The sequence below is a fragment of the Peribacillus sp. FSL K6-5616 genome (genome assembly GCF_038008245.1).
Lineage (GTDB): Bacteria > Bacillota > Bacilli > Bacillales > DSM-1321 > Peribacillus > Peribacillus frigoritolerans.
On the sequence record NZ_JBBOYT010000001.1, the window covers coordinates 2,938,272 to 2,955,808 of the forward strand.

Here is a 17,537-nt window from a genome sequence, read left to right on the forward strand (position 1 = left end):
TTCTATATTATCACAATTCAAAGAAAAATGTTATTCGATTGTTTGCTGAAATTTTTCAAAAAACAAATCGGCTTCACCACTTTCAAAGCTATCATCCGAATTATCGGCGAGAGGCGGTAATTCATCTATGGAATTCAGGCCGAAGTAATCCAAAAACTCTTTTGTTGTCCCATATAAATAAGCCCGGCCCGAGCCTTCAGCACGTCCAACCTCTTTAATTAAGACTTTGGTGACAAGTGTATGAATGGGGCGTTCCGTTTTCACTCCGCGTATTTCATCAATTTCAGCTCTAGTAATCGGCTGCTTATAAGCAATGATTGCGAGTGTTTCCAATGCCGCCTGGGATAAGCCTTGAGTGCTTGATGTTTCGACTAGTCTTTTCAAGTAATCCGAGTGCTCTTTTTTTGTCGTCATTTGATAAACGCCCGCTATTTCGATCACTTGAATCCCGCGTACATCCGATACATATTCTTCCTTTAAACTTTCAACGATGTCCGTTGCTTGATATTCCGTAATTTCCAGGACAGAGGCAATTTGTTTGACAGAGAGCCCTTCATCTCCGGCAGCAAACAATAATGCCTCAAGAATCCCTTTCCAATTAATAACTTCCAACTGGTTCTACACCTTCCTTAGCAGCAATCATGATTTCCGAAAAATTATTTTCTTGTTCAACGATGATTTCATTAAGTTTCATCAGTTCCAGCACCGCCATGAAAGTGATGACGATATGCTCCTTGACCGGGAGCGAAAACAGTTCAAAAAAACTTTTCTTCCCTTTAATGGACTGTAACTCAATCTTGATTTCATCCATTCGTTTCTCTATCGATATCTCTTGTTTCGTTACTTTCGTGTAAAGCGGCTTTTGAATTTTTTGCCTTCTCAGCAATTTTTGCAGAGCCCCCAACATATCATATAGACTTATATTCAACTCTTGTTTATCACTTTCCGCTTCTTTAACATAAACAGATAGATCACTTGGGGGTTTGCTGAACATCAAGCTTCTTTCTTCTTCCATCCCTTTAAATTCTTCGGCTGCATTTTTATACTTTTTATATTCTAATAGTTTTTCCACAAGCTCATCCCGTGGATCTTCCTCAAATATTTCCCCATCTTCATCAATCATTTGCTCATCTTCATGCTTTGGAAGCAGCATTTTACTCTTGATGGCAAGCAGTGTTGCAGCCATCACCAGATATTCGCTGGCCACATCCAATTCCAGATGCTGCATCGTATGGATGTAACCTAGGTATTGATCTGTAATATCAGCCATCGGAATATCGTAGATGTCTATTTCCAGGCGATTGATCAAATGCAGGAGTAAATCCATCGGACCTTCGAAAGCGTCAATTTTTATGTTATAACCCATTAAATTACCTCATTTAAATCTAATTGGCCGATATAGACCTATTTATTTTACTAATCAAGTATAGTGGATTGCCGCCCTTTATCCAAATAATAATTTACTGTCCATAGAAAAGTTTTTATTTGGGATTACCGTCAAATGGGTCGATGCCCAATCACATTCTGAAATCCAACATAACCTAGAAATGTAAGAATAGCAGAACAAAGGAGGTACTCATTATGGGTGCAGGTGGTTTTGGAAACGGCGGCGGATTCGCGTTTATTGTAGTTTTGTTCATTTTATTAGTTATCGTCGGTGCTTCTTGGTGTTAATGGAAGACTGATGAATCAGCTGATTGCCTTGCAATCAGCTTTCTTTATTTTCCAGGAAAAAATTCTATGCTAAACTTAGTGAGTATACATAGCGGATGTTAAGCTATAAGAAAATGGCTTTTTGCCATACTTTAGTTGATTCCATCAAACAAAAGGGGTGCTCCTATTGACTTACGCGGAAGACTACCTTTCTTTCCTTGTCCATTTCCATGGAACGAGGGATTACTTCGAATGTCATGAAATCCTTGAAGAATATTGGAAGGAAACCGCACCAAAAGAGCGTGACTCTCATTGGGTGGGGCTCATTCAGATTGCGGTTGCCCTGTATCATGATCGCAGGGGAAACAAAAAAGGGGCTGCAAGGACCCTGTCTAAAGCCTTGGCAAATCTCCACCTAAAAAAGGCCGAGCTCCTGAAGTTGGGACTCGATCCAGAACGACTGTTCAAATTGCTCGAGGATACCCATGAGCGAATGTTATCACAAAAGCCATATAAAAGCATCAATCTGCCCATATCGGATCAAAGACTGATCGAAAAATGCCAGTCCATGTGTTCGCAAGAAGGATCCATATGGGGTGCGGATAGCGACATGACCAATACATCGATAGTTGATAAGCACCTAATGCGTGACCGTTCGGATGTCATTTCAGAAAGGGCTCGACAGCTATCCCTTCGAAAAACAAGAATGGAGGACCGCCCTTAAAGGCGGTCCTCCATTCAAGCTTTCATATTCAAAAATCTTCACACCTGTCAAGAAAGCTTTCCGTAAACTCATTTGCTTTTAATTCTTTGTCAGGATATTGCTCCTTGATGGCCCTGACCATCGTTTTACCGATACCTTGCTTCCGGAAGGATGGATTTACAGATATATGTTGTATCTCAATGTGGGTTGGAGAGACTTCTATACCGATCAGGCCCGTAATCTCTTCATCTTTCCATAAGAACAGCTGTAGGTTTTCATCCGTTTCATAATTCTTCATCGTATTCCGAAGCGTTTTTATCTCTTTTTCATTTGGCATGAAAGATAATAATCCCATGGCAAACTTCTCATAACTTTTCTTATACTTAATCAACATAATATCCCTCGTTACTAAATAACGTTTTTATTATCTTCCTGTTTCCAATTAATTTGCTTTGAATAATAATCCTCACATATAACATTTACATCATACATAAAAATCCCGTTCGTTTCAACATCACTTTCAGCACTTGATTTATCAATGGGCTATGTGCTAAGCGATAAACAGCCAGTATACGATTCCCCACATCAAAGCGATAATAAGCATCATAAGTAAAAGAGTCTTATTACTTTTCCTCATCCCATACTCCCTTTATGAATGGTCCAAATATTTAAATAACGAATTCATTCTACTATAACTTAACACAATCTGACAAATATCCTTGCAATCTTGCTTCGATTTTACTACATTGGTAAAGTGATCTAGGTTCATAGAGTGCCATCTTAGGTATAAAAGACAAAGATAGACCCAACTTCTTCGTTAAAATGAACGTAGTTATTTTGGCTAATAAATTTTTTTCAGGAATATATGTATCTTTTTTAGCCTTTGTTTCGTCAAATACTATGAATCTGATTTAAAGTGCCGCCCTTTTATTGAAAGATTCCCAATTCAGCAGGAAAGTTAAGGAGGATTATCATGAAAAAAATGAATAAATGGGTCATTATAACCATTTTATTATGTCTATTATTGCCATATAAGGCTTTTGCAGATGCAGCTGTTGGTGAAATGATCGTCACACTTGGTGAAAATTTGACAAATGAACAAAAAAATATGATTTTATCAGAAATGAAAGCACCAAATGATGTTGAGGTTTTAACCGTTACAAATGCGGAGGAACATGAATACTTAGGAGACTATATCGCTAGCCGTCTAATCGGTACAAAAGCGATTTCATCCTCTGCGATCACTTTGGAGGAAAAAGGTACCGGTCTTAAACTGGAGTCGAAAAACATTAACTGGGTTTCCGATGAAATGTATATCAATGCACTGGCTACTGCAGGAGTAAAAGATGCTACCGTTTATGTCACCGCACCTATACCCGTTTCCGGTACAGCGGCTTTGACAGGAGTCATTAAAGCCTATGAAATCTCTGCCGACAAGAAGATTCCTGAAGATGTGAAACAGGCAGCGAATGAAGAAATGGTGAAAACAGCAAAATTGGGTGATGAAATCGGTACGGAAGAAGCCTCTGCACTTGTTACGAAAATCAAAGAGGAAATGGCTGCAAATCCACCAGCCAATACTGAAGAGGTCCGCGAGGTTGTCGAGTCTTCAGCAAAAGACCTTGGAATCGCCTTAAATGAAGATCAAGTACAAAGTTTAATTGATTTATTCAATAAGCTAAAAGAATTGAATATTGATTGGAACGCTGTCGGTGATCAGCTGACTGCAGCTAAAGATAAACTTTCCAATTTTCTTGAATCCGAAGAGGGTCAATCATTTCTGGATAAATTGAAAGAAGTGTTCAGTAGTTTAATAGACGCGATCAAATCACTTTTCAGCTGATTCAATAAAAAAAGGATGGCCAATGCCATCCCTTTCAGACTGTAGGTAAACTCGATGAAAATCGAGTTTACCTACAGTTTTTTTAACAGTACAATTTGACCGTTGAGTTCCACTACAGGCACTCGCTTTCCGCGGGCGGTCCGGGAGCCTCCTTGGCGCTATTGCGCCTGCGGGGTCTCCCTTTGAACGCGCTTTTCCCGCAGGAGTCTCGTCCCTTCCGTTCTAATCAAATTTGATATAAAATTCAGATAGAATCAATTCCTGATGTCTTGAAGGTATTTCTATTGGTTATTTGGTTCGGGAACATCATTTGAGCAAAGTTACGTTTTACAAAGCCCTTTTATTTACAAACTGAAAGGATGGCTAATGCCATCCTTTTTTTCTAATCTTTATTGACGACTGCCGCTTCATGAAGGGCCAAGTCCAAATGAATAAGATCTTCATAAGTTTCGCGTTTGATGACCAACCGAGCTTCTCCATTTTCGGCAAAGACGACAGCCGGTCTCGGAATGCGATTGTAATTATTCGACATGGAATATCCATATGCCCCTGTACAAAATACCGCCAAGACATCACCGCGGCCGGCTTTTGGCAATGGTAAATCCCAAATCAACATATCTCCGCTTTCACAGCATTTACCGGCAATGGACACTGTCTCTTCCACAGGGTCAAGCGGCCGGTTTGCAAGAATGGCATCATATTTAGCTTCGTAAAGAGCGGGACGTATATTATCACTCATGCCCCCATCTACGGCAATATATTTACGGACATTAGGAACTTCCTTTTCAGAACCCACCTTGTACAGTGTCACACCTGCGTCTCCGACCAATGAACGGCCAGGTTCGATCCAGATTTCAGGCATCACTAAATCAGAATCAGCAATCAGGTTCTGCACTTCCCTAACGATCTCCTCAACATATTGAGACGCCGGTAGCGGGTCGTCTTCTTGTGTATACCGAATCCCGAATCCCCCTCCGAGATTCAATACCTGTGGTTGAAACCCTACCGAACCGTGCCAATCACTCAGCTTGCCGATAATTTTTTGGGCTGCCAGAAGGAAACCGGTCGTTTGAAAGATTTGGGAACCGATATGGCAGTGTAATCCAAGAACTTCCAGAAACTCACTTTGAAGCGCTTGTCGAAGGGCAGCTTCTGCCTGGCCGTTAATAAGATCAAAACCAAATTTCGAATCTTCTTGCCCTGTCAAAATATAATCATGCGTATGGGCTTCAATACCCGGTGTTACACGAAGAAGGATTTTCACCTTTTGTTCACGGTTTGTACAAATTTCCTCCAACAGTGTCAACTCTGAAAAATTATCGACTACTATACAGCCAATGTCATGATCCAAAGCCATATGTAGCTCTTCTTCACTTTTGTTATTTCCATGGAAGTGAATCCGTTCTGTTGGGAAATTTGCCTTAATTGCCGTATATAATTCCCCCGCTGAGACAACATCGAGAGAAAGTCCCTCTTGCTCAGCCAACTGGATCATGGCAATCGAAGAAAAGGCCTTACTTGCGTAAGCAACTTGAGCCGAAATCCCCAATTCCTCAAAAGTTCTCTTGAACCCTCTCGCCCGTTCGCGAATTAGCTCTACATCATAAACATATAATGGTGTACCAAATTGTTCGATCAATTCAATCGTGTCCACTCCGCCAATCTCCAGATGTCCACGTTCATTGACACCGCCGGTTCCGTACAAATGCATGATAGCCTCACCTTCCTGACTTAAAACTAAAGATTAATATGAAATGAGGCAGCCTCAAATAAAGAAAACCTGCTCTAAAAGGTCCTCTATATGAATAAGCCTCATCCGAATCAATTATCCGATGTAAATATTGTTCTCTATGACTGCTTAGTAGTTCGAAGGGAAAGACAGATTGGTTTAAACTCCAAAGAGTCATAGTAGCTTTATCTCTTTGTGAAGCCTAACTTTATCGCTTTATCCGAATAAAAATAAATTACCACAACTTTTCGACAACATCAACCTTTAGATTTTCTCGGCTGCCTATATAGATCCTGGGGATGTACAATGCTCGGACGTTCTATAGATCCTGGATAAGGTCTTCTAAATATTATATGTGACAAGGCCTTCGGCTGAAACGGGAGAAGCGGCCATAAATAAGGTGTATTTAATGTTTTTATACTAGTGAGCATGATCAAATAGAGTGTGATGCCTATGACTAAGCCAGGCACTTTAAATAAAGCGACCAACACTATCAGTACTAAACGGGTAATTTTATTTGCAACCCCCAATTCTAAACTCGGAGTGACAAATGTACCGATTGTCGCTACGGAAGCGTAGAGAACCACTTCAGGAACAAATAGGCCGACATCTATCGCTATTTGCCCTATCAAAACCGCCGCAACCAAGCCCATTGCCGTGGAAAGCGGGGTCGGGGTATGAACGGCTGCCATCCTTAAAAATTCTATCCCTATATCGGAAATGAAGATTTGGAACACAATGGGTATATGCGTTTTTTCATTCGGCCCGATATACTCGAACTTTTCCGGCAGGAGGGAAGGATCTAAACAAAACAATAACCAAATCGGCAGCAAGAATAACGAAACGAAAATCCCGAGAAACCGGACCCAGCGCACCAAGGTCCCAACGGCAGGTGCCTGCCGATACTCCTCAGCGTGTTGCATGTGATGAAAAAGGGTGGACGGGGTAATGATGACACTCGGTGAAGTATCCACATAAATAAGGACATGGCCCTCAAGCAAATGCGTTGCAGCCACATCAGCCCGTTCCGTATATCTGACAAGCGGATATGGGTTATACCTTTGGTTTACGATGAATTCTTCGATCGTTTTATCAGACATCGTTATGCCATCAACCTCGATACTGTTCAATTCCTTACGAACGATTTCTATTAAATCCGGATCGGCAATATCTTTTATGTAGCCGATGGATATATCCGATTTCGATCGTTCCCCTACATGCAGCATTTCGAAACGTAATCTTTCATCCCGGATTCTTCGTCTGGTTATCGCTGTGTTAATGATGATATTCTCGACAAAACCATCCCTTGATCCACGGACGACTTTTTCCGTATCGGGTTCAACTGGCTGTCTACCTGGATAACTCCTGACATCCACGACCAGCCCTATTGGCTTACCATCAACAACAACGACGATTAAACCGGATAATACCTGATCAACAAGCTCATCCATCGTCTTTATTTCCTGAACGGATTGGTGTACGAGCAAGTCTTTGACTACATCAAAAACTTTAGTAGACACGATATCGGCATTTTTGTTATGAATGAGAGAATCGAGGATATCAATGATGTACTCTGTATCCGTCAGCCCGTTTATATAGTAAATATGCACATCTTTTCTAAAGACCTTTATCTTTCTTACTCCTAAGTCAAAGCTGACGCCTAGACCTACTTTCTCTTCCATGTATGCGTCAACTTCCGCTACCCTACTCGGAATCGGCGTCATGTTTTGAGGTTTTTCTGAAGTCATCATGACCACTCCTTTCCAATATGATTTCCACCGCTAGCTTCGTTATCGGTGCTCCTCTTTTAAAATCGTCCTGATGGGACATTTTTCCGATATCCCCTATCCCAACTACTATGGGAACATGTAATTGATCGATGCAATACACCGTATCTCCTGTTATCTTGCCCAGTTCAAATTCCTCGGCGCCGTATTTATCAACCCCGTTCGGTGTCAAGTTACCGTCACGGTCAATACAGATATCCACCTTGGTCCATTCTTCCCTTCTAGTCTTTGAAGCGACCGCTATCACGCCAAGGACATCAATATCAGGATGTCCGGCAACTACCTTCATTGCCTGTTCGCCTGATCCTTCTCCTATATAACCGCTATCATCAAACATGACCAATACAGGATCATACTTTGCCTTTTTTATTAATTCAACTAACTCCAAGCCCGTATATCGTGATGGATTACCTTGGGACATGGAGATACATCTTCCCCCTATTTCCTTGGCTACATGCTCGACAGCCCGTTTCGCATACTCATCTCCATCCGTAATCAATATCACTTTTCGTTTGGTCACCATCTTGGGCCTACCTTTCATCATCAGGAATAGTTACCTCTTACACTTATAAGTCGACAAAATAAATCCATTGGAATAATGATCCGGCTATTTTCCCCAATACGAGTGCCATTAACAGATAAATGATCTTCTCTTGAATTCCGATTCGTTTTGAAAGAACTGGAAATACATTCAGGACTTCAGTTAAGGCAGCCGCAAGCATCCCATTAAATATCCCGTCAGCCAAACCGATCGGAATTAAAAGAAAATGCGGAAGGGAAAGTTCCGTTTCCTGTAATCCTAACCATGTTCCTGCGACAACTCCGGCAATGATGGCTCCTTCGTAGTAATGTATCATTTTCATTGTTTTTGTCAGCTGAGTCAGTCTTGGAATCACCCCAAGTACAGTTAAAAACGCTACAAAACCGGCACCTGTCGCAAAACCCCCGGCTAAACCGACAAAGATTCCGAAGATGATTTTACCGGTCATCAAGGTGGCGCACGTTTTCCTTATTTTCATTCATGATTACATAACGGTCCAAATCCTGCTGATAGTTGAACATTTCAACCTCGAGCGGACTAGGTTCCTCATTGAAGCGTTTTTTAAAGAAATGATTAAAAAATAGAATCATGCCCATACCAAGGCCGAAGCTATATGGGATTTGGATCAATAACGGCTTATCTTCCACTTTTCCCGTTATTATAGTAAAGATTTTTTGATGCACTTCCCCCATGCTGACATCCACATGAAAATTCATGATCGTCATCCCGCCGCCGACAAATAACAAAAACCAAACTAAGGCGAATGTCAGGTATGACATTTTCTTTTTCGAGAGGATGATTTCGATGATCGTTTGGGAAGGGCCGAATGTTTCCACTTCAATAGTCGGATCCACCTTGCGGATGGCCATGATAACTTGAGCTAAATCAATGACAATAATATTCTTATCTTCCTTCTTGACCGTTAATAATATGATTTCTTCAATTTTGGTAATCACTTCTTCAGGCCCGATTATCCTTGCAATATCTTTTATCCTCACCGTTTGATTTCCCTTTGCTTGTACACGGTTCCTCATCCTGATATATACAACTGCCATTATCATCACATCCCGACCTTTTATTTCCTTATGCTAGTAGTATGGATTGGAAGCAGTTTGAAAATGCAGGAAGTGAACCATGTCCAAATATTACTAATTTGAAACCAAAAAAAGACACGCTGCAATGACAGCATGTCTTTTTGGTTTACATTCATCTATTAATGAGTGGGGAAGAAAATCAGCTGGACCAAAAATATCAATCCAAAAATATAAATGAGCGGATGTACCGATTTTCCTTTTCCGCTGAATACCTTCATTAGAGGATATGTGATGAACCCAATTGCAATCCCTGTAGATATACTTGAAGTAAGCGGCATCGTTAAAATGATCGCAAATGCCGGAAATGCCTCATCAAAAATTTTCCAATTGACTTTAGCCAGCCCTTCCATCATGAAACATCCCACGATGATCAGAACGGGAGCTGTGATTGCTTGAACGGAAGAAATTGCCGATATCAATGGAGAAAAGAAAATCGATGCAGCAAACAAGATTGCCACGACAGTAGCTGTTAATCCCGTACGTCCGCCTGCGGCCACTCCCGTGCTCGATTCCACATAGGCAGTCGATGGGCTTGTACCAAACATCGAGCCGACTGTAGTCGCAATCGCATCACCTAAAAAGGCTTTCTTGGCACGAGGGATTTTCCCATCTTTCGTTAGTCCTGCCTGTTCTGTCACGCCAATCAAGGTACCTGTCGTATCGAAGATCGTCACAAGTAAAAAGGCGAAAACAATTGAATATAAAGAATTCGTGAAGACCCCAGCAATATCGATATCGAAAAATACCGGTGTTGGAGGTACAGATAAGACCCCATCGAAGTTGAGCAAACCGATAAAGTAGCCAATGATTGCCGTAACGATCATGCCAATGAAAATGGCCCCTTTTATATTACGGGCCATAAAAATCAAGGTAATGAATAAGCCTGCTAATGCTAAAACGGTTCCAGGCTGATGCAAATCGCCAAGCGTCACCATCGTTGATTCATTTGGCACTACGATTCCAGCATTTTTCAATCCGATAAACGCAATGAATAAACCAATTCCGGATGTGATGCCGTATTTTAATGAGTTGGGAATCGCATCAATTATCATTTTACGCAAGCTAGTCACGCTAATTAATAGAAATAGCAAACCAGCAATGAAAACCGTACCGAATACGGTCTGGTATGAAAGGCCCTGTGCTCCCACCACGCTTGCGAAATAAGCATTCAAGCCCATCCCTGGTGCTATCGCAATCGGGTATTTTGCAACAAGCCCCATGATTAGGGTACCAATCACCGCTGATATGACCGTTGCCATGAAAACTTGTTCAAATGGAATTCCGATTGAAGACAATAAAGCAGGATTCACAATGAGGATATAAACCATAGTTAAAAATGTCGTAACACCCGCCATGACTTCTGTACGGACATCCGTCCCATTTTCTTTCAGGGAGAAAAACTTTTCCATAAACATATTTAGACCTCCAGATCTAAAGGAATCACCGACAACCGTTTGCACGAAAAGACAAGGTGTCCTAATATTGTACTGCATCGACGTTTTTCCTGATCATTATTCATTGAAAGAAAGATAAAAAAACGAATGAGAAACGCGACCTTTACTATAATATTCGTTTTTATTCCTAAATTCAACTAAAAATTCGACCCCATCCCTAGTTTCATCTTAAATCACTTTTACTTTTTCCTAAAATCAGTATTTATTTTCAGCTCAATAAAAAAAACCACATGAATCACTGATTCATGTGGTTTTTCATTTGCTGAAGAATCTTCTTTTCCAGCCTTGATACCTGAACTTGGGAAATACCAAGCCTTGCCGCCACTTCCGATTGCGTCTGATCTTTATAATACCTCAGGAAAACAATCAGCCTTTCACGTTCATTCAATTCATGTATGGCTTCTTTCAAAGCGATTTGATCGAACCAGGATGTTTCATTATGGTCGGCAATCTGGTCAAGAAGAGTAATCGGATCTCCATCATTTTCGTAAACCGTTTCATGGATCGATGAAGGGCTCCTGCTAGCTTCTTGGGCCATGATGATTTCCTCTGGCGACAGCTCTAGATGTTCCGCCAATTCATTGACAGTCGGAACGCGGCCATACGTCTTTGAAAGTTCCTCTTTGGCCCTGCGAATTTTATTCGCCATTTCCTTTAATGACCGGCTTACTTTAACCGTTCCGTCATCACGGATAAAACGTTGGATTTCACCAATGATCATAGGCACAGCATACGTTGAGAATTTCACTTCAAACGATAAGTCAAATTTATCCACGGACTTCAACAGACCTATACAGCCTATTTGATAAAGGTCATCCGGTTCGTAACCTCGATTGAGGAATCTTTGCACTACTGACCATACAAGCCTCAGATTGCTATTGACAATCAGATTCCTTGCATCTTGGTCACCGCTCTGGCTGCGTTGGATTAAATTCCGCAATTCCTCATCTTTTAAATGGGGCTGGCCTTTCTTGCTCTTCTCGTTTTTAACCTCCACATCCATATGCAAGTCTCCCTTAATTGCACAAAGCTCTGCTTGTAGTTAAGTGCTTTTTTAATCGAATGATCGTGCCTTCGCCCTTATGGGAAATTATATTGATTTCATCCATGAAGTTTTCCATGATGGTGAATCCCATACCGGAACGTTCAAGTTCGGGTTTTGTCGTAAATAACGGCTGTTTAGCCTCCTCGACGTCTTCAATGCCCAGTCCTTCATCCCGGATGGTCAATTCCACAGTATCGCCTTCGATGACCACTGAAATGTAGACCCAACCTTCCGGGTCACTCTCATACCCATGGATGATCGAATTCGTAACGGCTTCTGACACGACAGTCTTGATCTCTGTCAATTCATCCATCGTCGGGTCCAATTGGGCAATGAATGCCGCAACAGTTACCCTGGCAAAAGATTCATTTTGGCTAAGTGCAGAAAATTTCGTTTCCATTTTATTTTTCATATTAGGCAACCCCCAGTCTTTGCAAAGCGTTTTTTTCGGATAGTTCCATTTTAACAATTTTAAACAACCCTGACATCTCAAATAACCGCTTTACTGCTGGAGAAATTGCACAGACCACCATTTCACCTTGCTTTTTGTTTACCTGCTTATAACGGCCCAAAATAACTCCGAGCCCTGAACTGTCCATAAAATCCAGTTCTTCCATGTTAAGGATGATATGCTTGATATTATGCTTTTGAATGGCTGCCTCTGCCTGATTTTTCAATTTTTCTGCTGTATGATGATCTAAATCACCTTTGAGACGAATGCACAATACGCGATTTTTCGCCTCCATATTAATCGTAAGACTCATTATATACAGCCTCCTTCACTGTCTTATAAAGAGTCAAATTCTCTTTTTCACCTGCCGATTCCTCCTTACTAGCAAAACTAGTGGAGTTTCGCCTAAATTAGTACGATTAACAGGCAATGCGACAATTTATTCTATTTCGCCTGGGTAAACATGCCGAAAGCCCGTTTATACAATTGCCACCAGCTGGCATTATCAACAGTTTCCTTCGCAACAATCGGAGATTCGACATATACCTTACCGTTTTTCTTCAATTCAAGCGTACCAATTTCATCACCTTTTTTAATCGGGGCATCCAAATCTTTATCAAGCGTGATTTTTTTAGTAAAGTCCTTTGCCGTTCCGTTTTTGGCTGTCAAAACCGAAATAGGTTCACTTGTGACGCCCACCACGGTTTTCTTTTGCCCTTTACTTACCTTGGCTTCACCTAACACCTCACCGCGTTTATAAATAGGGTATGTGATGTATTGTGAAAATGCATAATCTAACATCTTGGTGACCTGAGCGTTTCGTTCCTTTGGAGAAACGGCTCCGAAAACGACGGCAATGACACGCATATTCCCTTTTTTAGCAGTTGCTGTCAAACAATATTTCGCTTCATTTGTGAATCCTGTTTTCAGTCCATCGACCCCAGGATAAAATTTCACTAACCTATTTGTGTTGACAAGCCAAAATTTCTTTTCGGTATTTTCACGGAGATAATCTTCATATGTACCCGTGAACCTTGTAATCGTATCGTATTTCAATAATTCCTTCGCCATGATCGACATATCATGTGCCGAACTGTAATGATCTTTAACAGGAAGTCCCGTTGCGTTTTGGAACTTTGTATTTTTCAACCCGAGGTCTTTCGCCTTTTTGTTCATTTCCCTGACAAACTCTTCTTCCGATCCAGCTAGACGTTCAGCCATCGCCACCGATGCATCATTCGCCGAACCAATCGAGATGCCTTTAAGCATTTGTTCCGTGGTCATTTCTTCACCTGGCTCGAGGAAGATCTGGGAACCGCCCATCGACGCTGCATACTCACTAGTCCTGATTTTCTCCTTCATGCTGAGTTCGCCTTTATCGATCGCTTCCATGATCAGCAGCATCGTCATGATTTTCGTCATGCTTGCCGGTGAAAGGCGATCGTCTGCATTTTTATCATAGAGAACAGTACCTGTATCCCGTTCAATCAAAATAGCGGATTTAGCATTTGCCGCCAATTCGACTCCTTTTTCTTCAGCTGCTTTTGTATGCGGGATGTTAAAACCCAATGCTACCAAAACGGTTAAAAATACAGAAAGAATCCGCTTCATCTCCATACCCTCCAATCTTTATATTTTTTATTTTTTCCATTAAACCCATTTTTATACAAATAAAGATGAATTTTGAACATATACTGGATATAGGGTAACAAAGTGAACCAAATTAAAAGAGGATGCGCATGGGCATCCTCTTTTAAGAATTCAATGGGATAAACGTAAAAAGGCCGCTCAAAAGCGCGGCCTTTTTTTGGAAAATGTTTATTCCATGATCTCTTTATAGATCAATGTAGGTTTTTCTATTTTCTCTTTGGAAATCGCAATGCTTTCATACAACTTTTCTTTTACCTTTGAAACATCTTCGAAATTGCTGTAAATCGTCACAAGTGATTCACCTTTTGCTACGGTTTCCCCGATTTTTTTACGAAGTACCAGTCCGACTGCCAAATCAATCTCTGATTCTTTTGTCGCCCGCCCGGCGCCTAACAGCATAGCTGCCGTTCCTACTTCATCAGCGATGATTTCCGATACATATCCGTCCTCTTTCGCTTCCAGCTCGAAAGTATGAGCAGCCTGCGGTAGTTTTTCCGGCTGATCTACAACCGAACCATCGCCTCCCTGCGCTTCCAGGAAAATCTTGAATGAGTTAAGTGCAGAACCATCCTTGATTGCATTTTCCAGCAAGGTTCTTGCTTCTTCCAGCGAGCTTGCCTTTTTGGCAAGGTATACCATATGGCTTCCCAGTGTTAAAGAAAGTTCCGTTAAATCTTCCGGTCCCTCTCCTTTAAGCGTGTCGATTGCTTCCTTCACTTCTAAAGCATTTCCGATAGCGTAACCCAACGGTTGGCTCATATCGGAGATGACAGCCATCGTGTTTCGTCCTACATTGTTTCCGATGCTAACCATTGCATGCGCCAATTCTTCGGAATCTTCGAGAGTTTTCATGAAAGCTCCCGCTCCCGTTTTAACATCAAGTACGATTGCATCAGCACCAGCGGCGATTTTCTTACTCATGATCGAGCCAGCGATCAAACCGATACTGTTAACGGTACCCGTAACATCGCGCAATGCATATAACTTTTTGTCGGCCGGAGTCAGGTTACCGCTTTGCCCAATGACTGCTATCTTATTTTTATTGACAAGCCGGATGAACTCGTCATTTTCTATTTCGACATGAAATCCTTTTACAGACTCCAGCTTATCGATCGTCCCGCCTGTATGGCCAAGACCGCGTCCTGACATCTTTGCCACCGGAACACCAACAGCAGCAACCAATGGTCCAAGCACTAGAGTTGTGGTATCGCCCACACCGCCTGTTGAATGTTTATCGACTTTAATTCCTTCAATCATCGATAAATCAATTTGATCTCCCGATTCGACCATTGCCATGGTTAGATCAGCACGTTCCTGCTCATTCATGCCCTTAAAATAAACAGCCATTGACCAAGCGCTCATTTGGTAATCCGGAATCGATCCATCGGTAAACCCATTGATGATGAACTGTATTTCTTCTGTAGTAAGAGCCTTTCCATCACGCTTTTTCTCGATTAAATCTACCATTCTCATATTAGAATCCCCACTTTTTAAAGACACCGATTTTCTTTAGGTGTACTTGTATTTTTTTGGATCGTTTTATATGTCTTTAACGATTTGCTTAACAAATTCAAGAAAACTGCTTTTCACTTTTTCAGTCGTTTCAATTACCTCTTCATGTGACAAAGGCTGATCCAGAATGCCCGCGGCCATATTGGTAAGGCATGAGATTCCGAGCACCTTCATTCCGCTATGCCTTGCTACGATAACTTCCGGGACTGTCGACATACCAACTGCATCCCCGCCAAGGATCCTTGCCATTTTCACTTCTGCCGGTGTCTCATAGGTCGGTCCTGTATTACCGATATAGACACCTTCTTTAATATCCAATCCTAGTGAAGCTGCTATTTTTTTCGCTTGCGTCCGAAGGTCTTTATTATAAGCTTCCGACATATCAGGGAATCTAGGGCCGAAACGCTCTTCATTAGGACCAATCAATGGGTTTGCCCCCATTAAATTAATATGATCCGTAATGAGCATCAAGTCACCTGGTTGATAGCTTTCATTAACGCTTCCGGCAGCATTCGTTACGATTAACTGTTCAACACCAAGAAGTTTCATTACACGGACAGGGAAAGTGACCTTCTCCATGGAGTAACCCTCATAAAAGTGGAAACGCCCTTGCATCGCGACAACTTTTTTGCCACTTAATTGTCCAATGACAAGCTGTCCAGCGTGTCCTTCAACAGTCGATACCGGGAATTCCGGGATTTCGTGGTAAGGAATCGTTATCGGATTTTCAATTTCATCCGCCAATACTCCAAGTCCGGAACCAAGAATCAGTCCTATCTCCGGAGAGCCTTCAATTTTACTTTTTATGAATGACGCAGCAGTCTCTATTTTATTAAACATCTATTTATTCTCCCCTAAATTTAGATCGCCCAATATATTTTTTCCGAAGGCAGGCATTTTCACATCAAAATTAGCAGCGACCGTCGCCCCAATATCAGCAAATGTATCTCTTATCGGGAGTTCGGCACCTTCTGTAAATCGTTTGGAATAGACTAACAATGGTACATATTCACGTGTATGATCGGTTCCTTCATGGACCGGATCATTCCCGTGATCGGCAGTGATGATCAATAAATCATCCTCTTTCAGTTTATCAAGGACTTCAGGCATCCGAGCATCGAATTCTTCCAATGCCTTTCCGTATCCCTCTGGGTCGCGGCGGTGACCGTATAAAGCATCGAAGTCGACTAGATTTAGGAAACTTAACCCTTTGAAATCCTGTTCTACCGTTTGGATTAATTTATCCATTCCATCCATATTGGATACGGTCCTTAATGATTCAGTGACACCTTCCCCATCAAAGATATCCGAGATCTTCCCGATTGCAAGGACATCATATCCAGAATCTTTCAATTCATCCATTACTGTCCGGTCAAACGGTTTCAATGCATAATCATGACGGTTAGGCGTTCTTTTGAAGTTGCCTGGTTCACCAGTGAACGGTCTGGCAATAACGCGTCCAACCTTGAACTCATCAGCCATTGTCACTTCACGGGCAATTTCACAAATCTTGTATAATTCATCTATCGGGACGATCTCTTCATGTGCAGCAATCTGTAATACGGAATCAGCCGATGTATATACAATCAGCGCACCCGTTTTCATATGTTCCTCGCCAAGCCTCTCAATGATTTCCGTACCGCTTGCCGGGACATTCCCAATAATTCCCCGACCCATTTTCGCCTCGAGTTCATTGACTAATAATTCCGGGAAACCATCTGGAAATACACGGAATGGGGTCGATATATTCAACCCCATGATTTCCCAATGTCCAGTCATCGTATCTTTCCCTGTAGAGGCTTCCTTCATTTTCGTATAGTATGCGAGAGGTTGCTGAGCTTTTTCAATTCCCTTGATTTCACGGATATTGCCTAAACCCAATTTTGCGAGAGTCGGCATGTTCAATCCATTCATTTTTTCTGCGATATGGCCCAGTGTATCCGCACCTTTATCGCCGAATAAATCTGCATCAGGTGCTTCGCCAATCCCAACTGAATCCATAACTATTACAAATATTCGTTTAAATGCTGAATTCCCTTTCATGAGTCATTCCTCCTAAAATAGTAAATCACTTT

Annotated in this window: 19 protein-coding genes; 3 read left to right on the top strand and 16 right to left on the bottom strand. The window is 41.6% G+C overall.

What is annotated here, in order from left to right:
- Positions 1 to 30: 30 nt before the first annotated feature.
- A complete protein-coding gene (gene scpB, locus MHB45_RS14010) occupies positions 31 to 612 on the bottom strand; it encodes an SMC-Scp complex subunit ScpB (protein ID WP_034308120.1) in 582 nt (193 codons plus the stop codon).
- On the bottom strand, positions 599 to 1,366 hold the full coding sequence (locus MHB45_RS14015; RefSeq protein WP_048680142.1) for a segregation/condensation protein A: 768 nt from the start codon (positions 1,364 to 1,366) through the stop codon (positions 599 to 601). Before MHB45_RS14015 ends, scpB begins: the two co-directional genes overlap by 14 nt.
- A gap of 215 nt (positions 1,367 to 1,581) precedes the next feature.
- Here MHB45_RS14015 and MHB45_RS14020 point away from each other — a divergent pair, with 215 nt between their 5' ends.
- Together MHB45_RS14020 and MHB45_RS14025 are read left to right on the top strand one after the other, a co-directional pair.
- Positions 1,582 to 1,674: a YjcZ family sporulation protein gene (locus MHB45_RS14020; RefSeq protein ID WP_072273196.1), complete on the top strand. Its 93-nt coding sequence runs from the start codon at positions 1,582 to 1,584 to the stop codon at positions 1,672 to 1,674.
- A 166-nt stretch (positions 1,675 to 1,840) separates the two neighbouring features.
- Positions 1,841 to 2,377, top strand: a complete 537-nt coding sequence (locus MHB45_RS14025) for a DUF309 domain-containing protein (protein ID WP_048680145.1) — start codon at positions 1,841 to 1,843, stop codon at positions 2,375 to 2,377.
- A 28-nt stretch (positions 2,378 to 2,405) separates the two neighbouring features.
- Here the strand turns inward: MHB45_RS14025 and MHB45_RS14030 are convergent, their stop codons facing one another.
- A complete protein-coding gene (locus MHB45_RS14030; protein ID WP_034308124.1) occupies positions 2,406 to 2,750 on the bottom strand; it encodes a GNAT family N-acetyltransferase in 345 nt (114 codons plus the stop codon).
- A gap of 579 nt (positions 2,751 to 3,329) precedes the next feature.
- Between MHB45_RS14030 and MHB45_RS14035 the strand changes: the two genes are divergently transcribed.
- Positions 3,330 to 4,199, top strand: coding sequence for a DUF1002 domain-containing protein (locus tag MHB45_RS14035; RefSeq protein ID WP_226990415.1), 870 nt, complete (start codon positions 3,330 to 3,332; stop codon positions 4,197 to 4,199).
- 382 nt (positions 4,200 to 4,581) lie between these two features.
- Here the strand turns inward: MHB45_RS14035 and lysA are convergent, their stop codons facing one another.
- From lysA to deoB, 13 genes are all read right to left on the bottom strand, one after another.
- Positions 4,582 to 5,910 (bottom strand): diaminopimelate decarboxylase, encoded by a 1,329-nt coding sequence (gene lysA / locus MHB45_RS14040; RefSeq protein ID WP_048680148.1) that lies wholly within the window; start codon positions 5,908 to 5,910, stop codon positions 4,582 to 4,584.
- Between the two features lie 275 nt (positions 5,911 to 6,185).
- Complete coding sequence (locus MHB45_RS14045) at positions 6,186 to 7,652, bottom strand: spore germination protein (protein ID WP_373689802.1); 1,467 nt, start codon at positions 7,650 to 7,652, stop codon at positions 6,186 to 6,188.
- Complete coding sequence (locus MHB45_RS14050) at positions 7,633 to 8,238, bottom strand: stage V sporulation protein AE (protein ID WP_048680156.1); 606 nt, start codon at positions 8,236 to 8,238, stop codon at positions 7,633 to 7,635. The genes MHB45_RS14045 and MHB45_RS14050 overlap by 20 nt, the downstream gene beginning before the upstream one ends.
- Before the next feature lie 43 nt (positions 8,239 to 8,281).
- On the bottom strand, positions 8,282 to 8,704 hold the full coding sequence (locus MHB45_RS14055; protein ID WP_034308131.1) for a stage V sporulation protein AB: 423 nt from the start codon (positions 8,702 to 8,704) through the stop codon (positions 8,282 to 8,284).
- Positions 8,694 to 9,311 carry a stage V sporulation protein AA gene (locus MHB45_RS14060; protein WP_034308133.1) on the bottom strand — a complete coding sequence of 206 codons (618 nt, stop codon included), beginning with the start codon at positions 9,309 to 9,311 and terminating at the stop codon, positions 8,694 to 8,696. The genes MHB45_RS14055 and MHB45_RS14060 overlap by 11 nt, the downstream gene beginning before the upstream one ends.
- A 158-nt stretch (positions 9,312 to 9,469) precedes the next feature.
- On the bottom strand, positions 9,470 to 10,759 hold the full coding sequence (locus tag MHB45_RS14065) for an NCS2 family permease (protein WP_048680228.1): 1,290 nt from the start codon (positions 10,757 to 10,759) through the stop codon (positions 9,470 to 9,472).
- A gap of 280 nt (positions 10,760 to 11,039) precedes the next feature.
- On the bottom strand, positions 11,040 to 11,807 hold the full coding sequence (gene sigF, locus MHB45_RS14070; RefSeq protein ID WP_034308137.1) for an RNA polymerase sporulation sigma factor SigF: 768 nt from the start codon (positions 11,805 to 11,807) through the stop codon (positions 11,040 to 11,042).
- A 13-nt stretch (positions 11,808 to 11,820) separates the two neighbouring features.
- Entirely contained in the window at positions 11,821 to 12,261 is a 441-nt protein-coding gene (gene spoIIAB / locus MHB45_RS14075) for an anti-sigma F factor (RefSeq protein ID WP_034308139.1), read from the bottom strand.
- A 1-nt stretch (position 12,262) separates the two neighbouring features.
- Complete coding sequence (gene spoIIAA, locus MHB45_RS14080) at positions 12,263 to 12,613, bottom strand: anti-sigma F factor antagonist (RefSeq protein ID WP_034308142.1); 351 nt, start codon at positions 12,611 to 12,613, stop codon at positions 12,263 to 12,265.
- Positions 12,614 to 12,744: 131 nt separating this feature from the next.
- Positions 12,745 to 13,911 (bottom strand): D-alanyl-D-alanine carboxypeptidase family protein, encoded by a 1,167-nt coding sequence (locus MHB45_RS14085; protein WP_034308145.1) that lies wholly within the window; start codon positions 13,909 to 13,911, stop codon positions 12,745 to 12,747.
- Positions 13,912 to 14,118: 207 nt separating this feature from the next.
- Positions 14,119 to 15,423, bottom strand: a complete 1,305-nt coding sequence (locus MHB45_RS14090) for a pyrimidine-nucleoside phosphorylase (protein WP_048680161.1) — start codon at positions 15,421 to 15,423, stop codon at positions 14,119 to 14,121.
- A 66-nt stretch (positions 15,424 to 15,489) separates the two neighbouring features.
- Entirely contained in the window at positions 15,490 to 16,302 is an 813-nt protein-coding gene (locus tag MHB45_RS14095; RefSeq protein ID WP_048680164.1) for a purine-nucleoside phosphorylase, read from the bottom strand.
- On the bottom strand, positions 16,303 to 17,505 hold the full coding sequence (gene deoB, locus MHB45_RS14100; RefSeq protein WP_202186195.1) for a phosphopentomutase: 1,203 nt from the start codon (positions 17,503 to 17,505) through the stop codon (positions 16,303 to 16,305).
- Positions 17,506 to 17,537 lie beyond the last annotated feature (32 nt).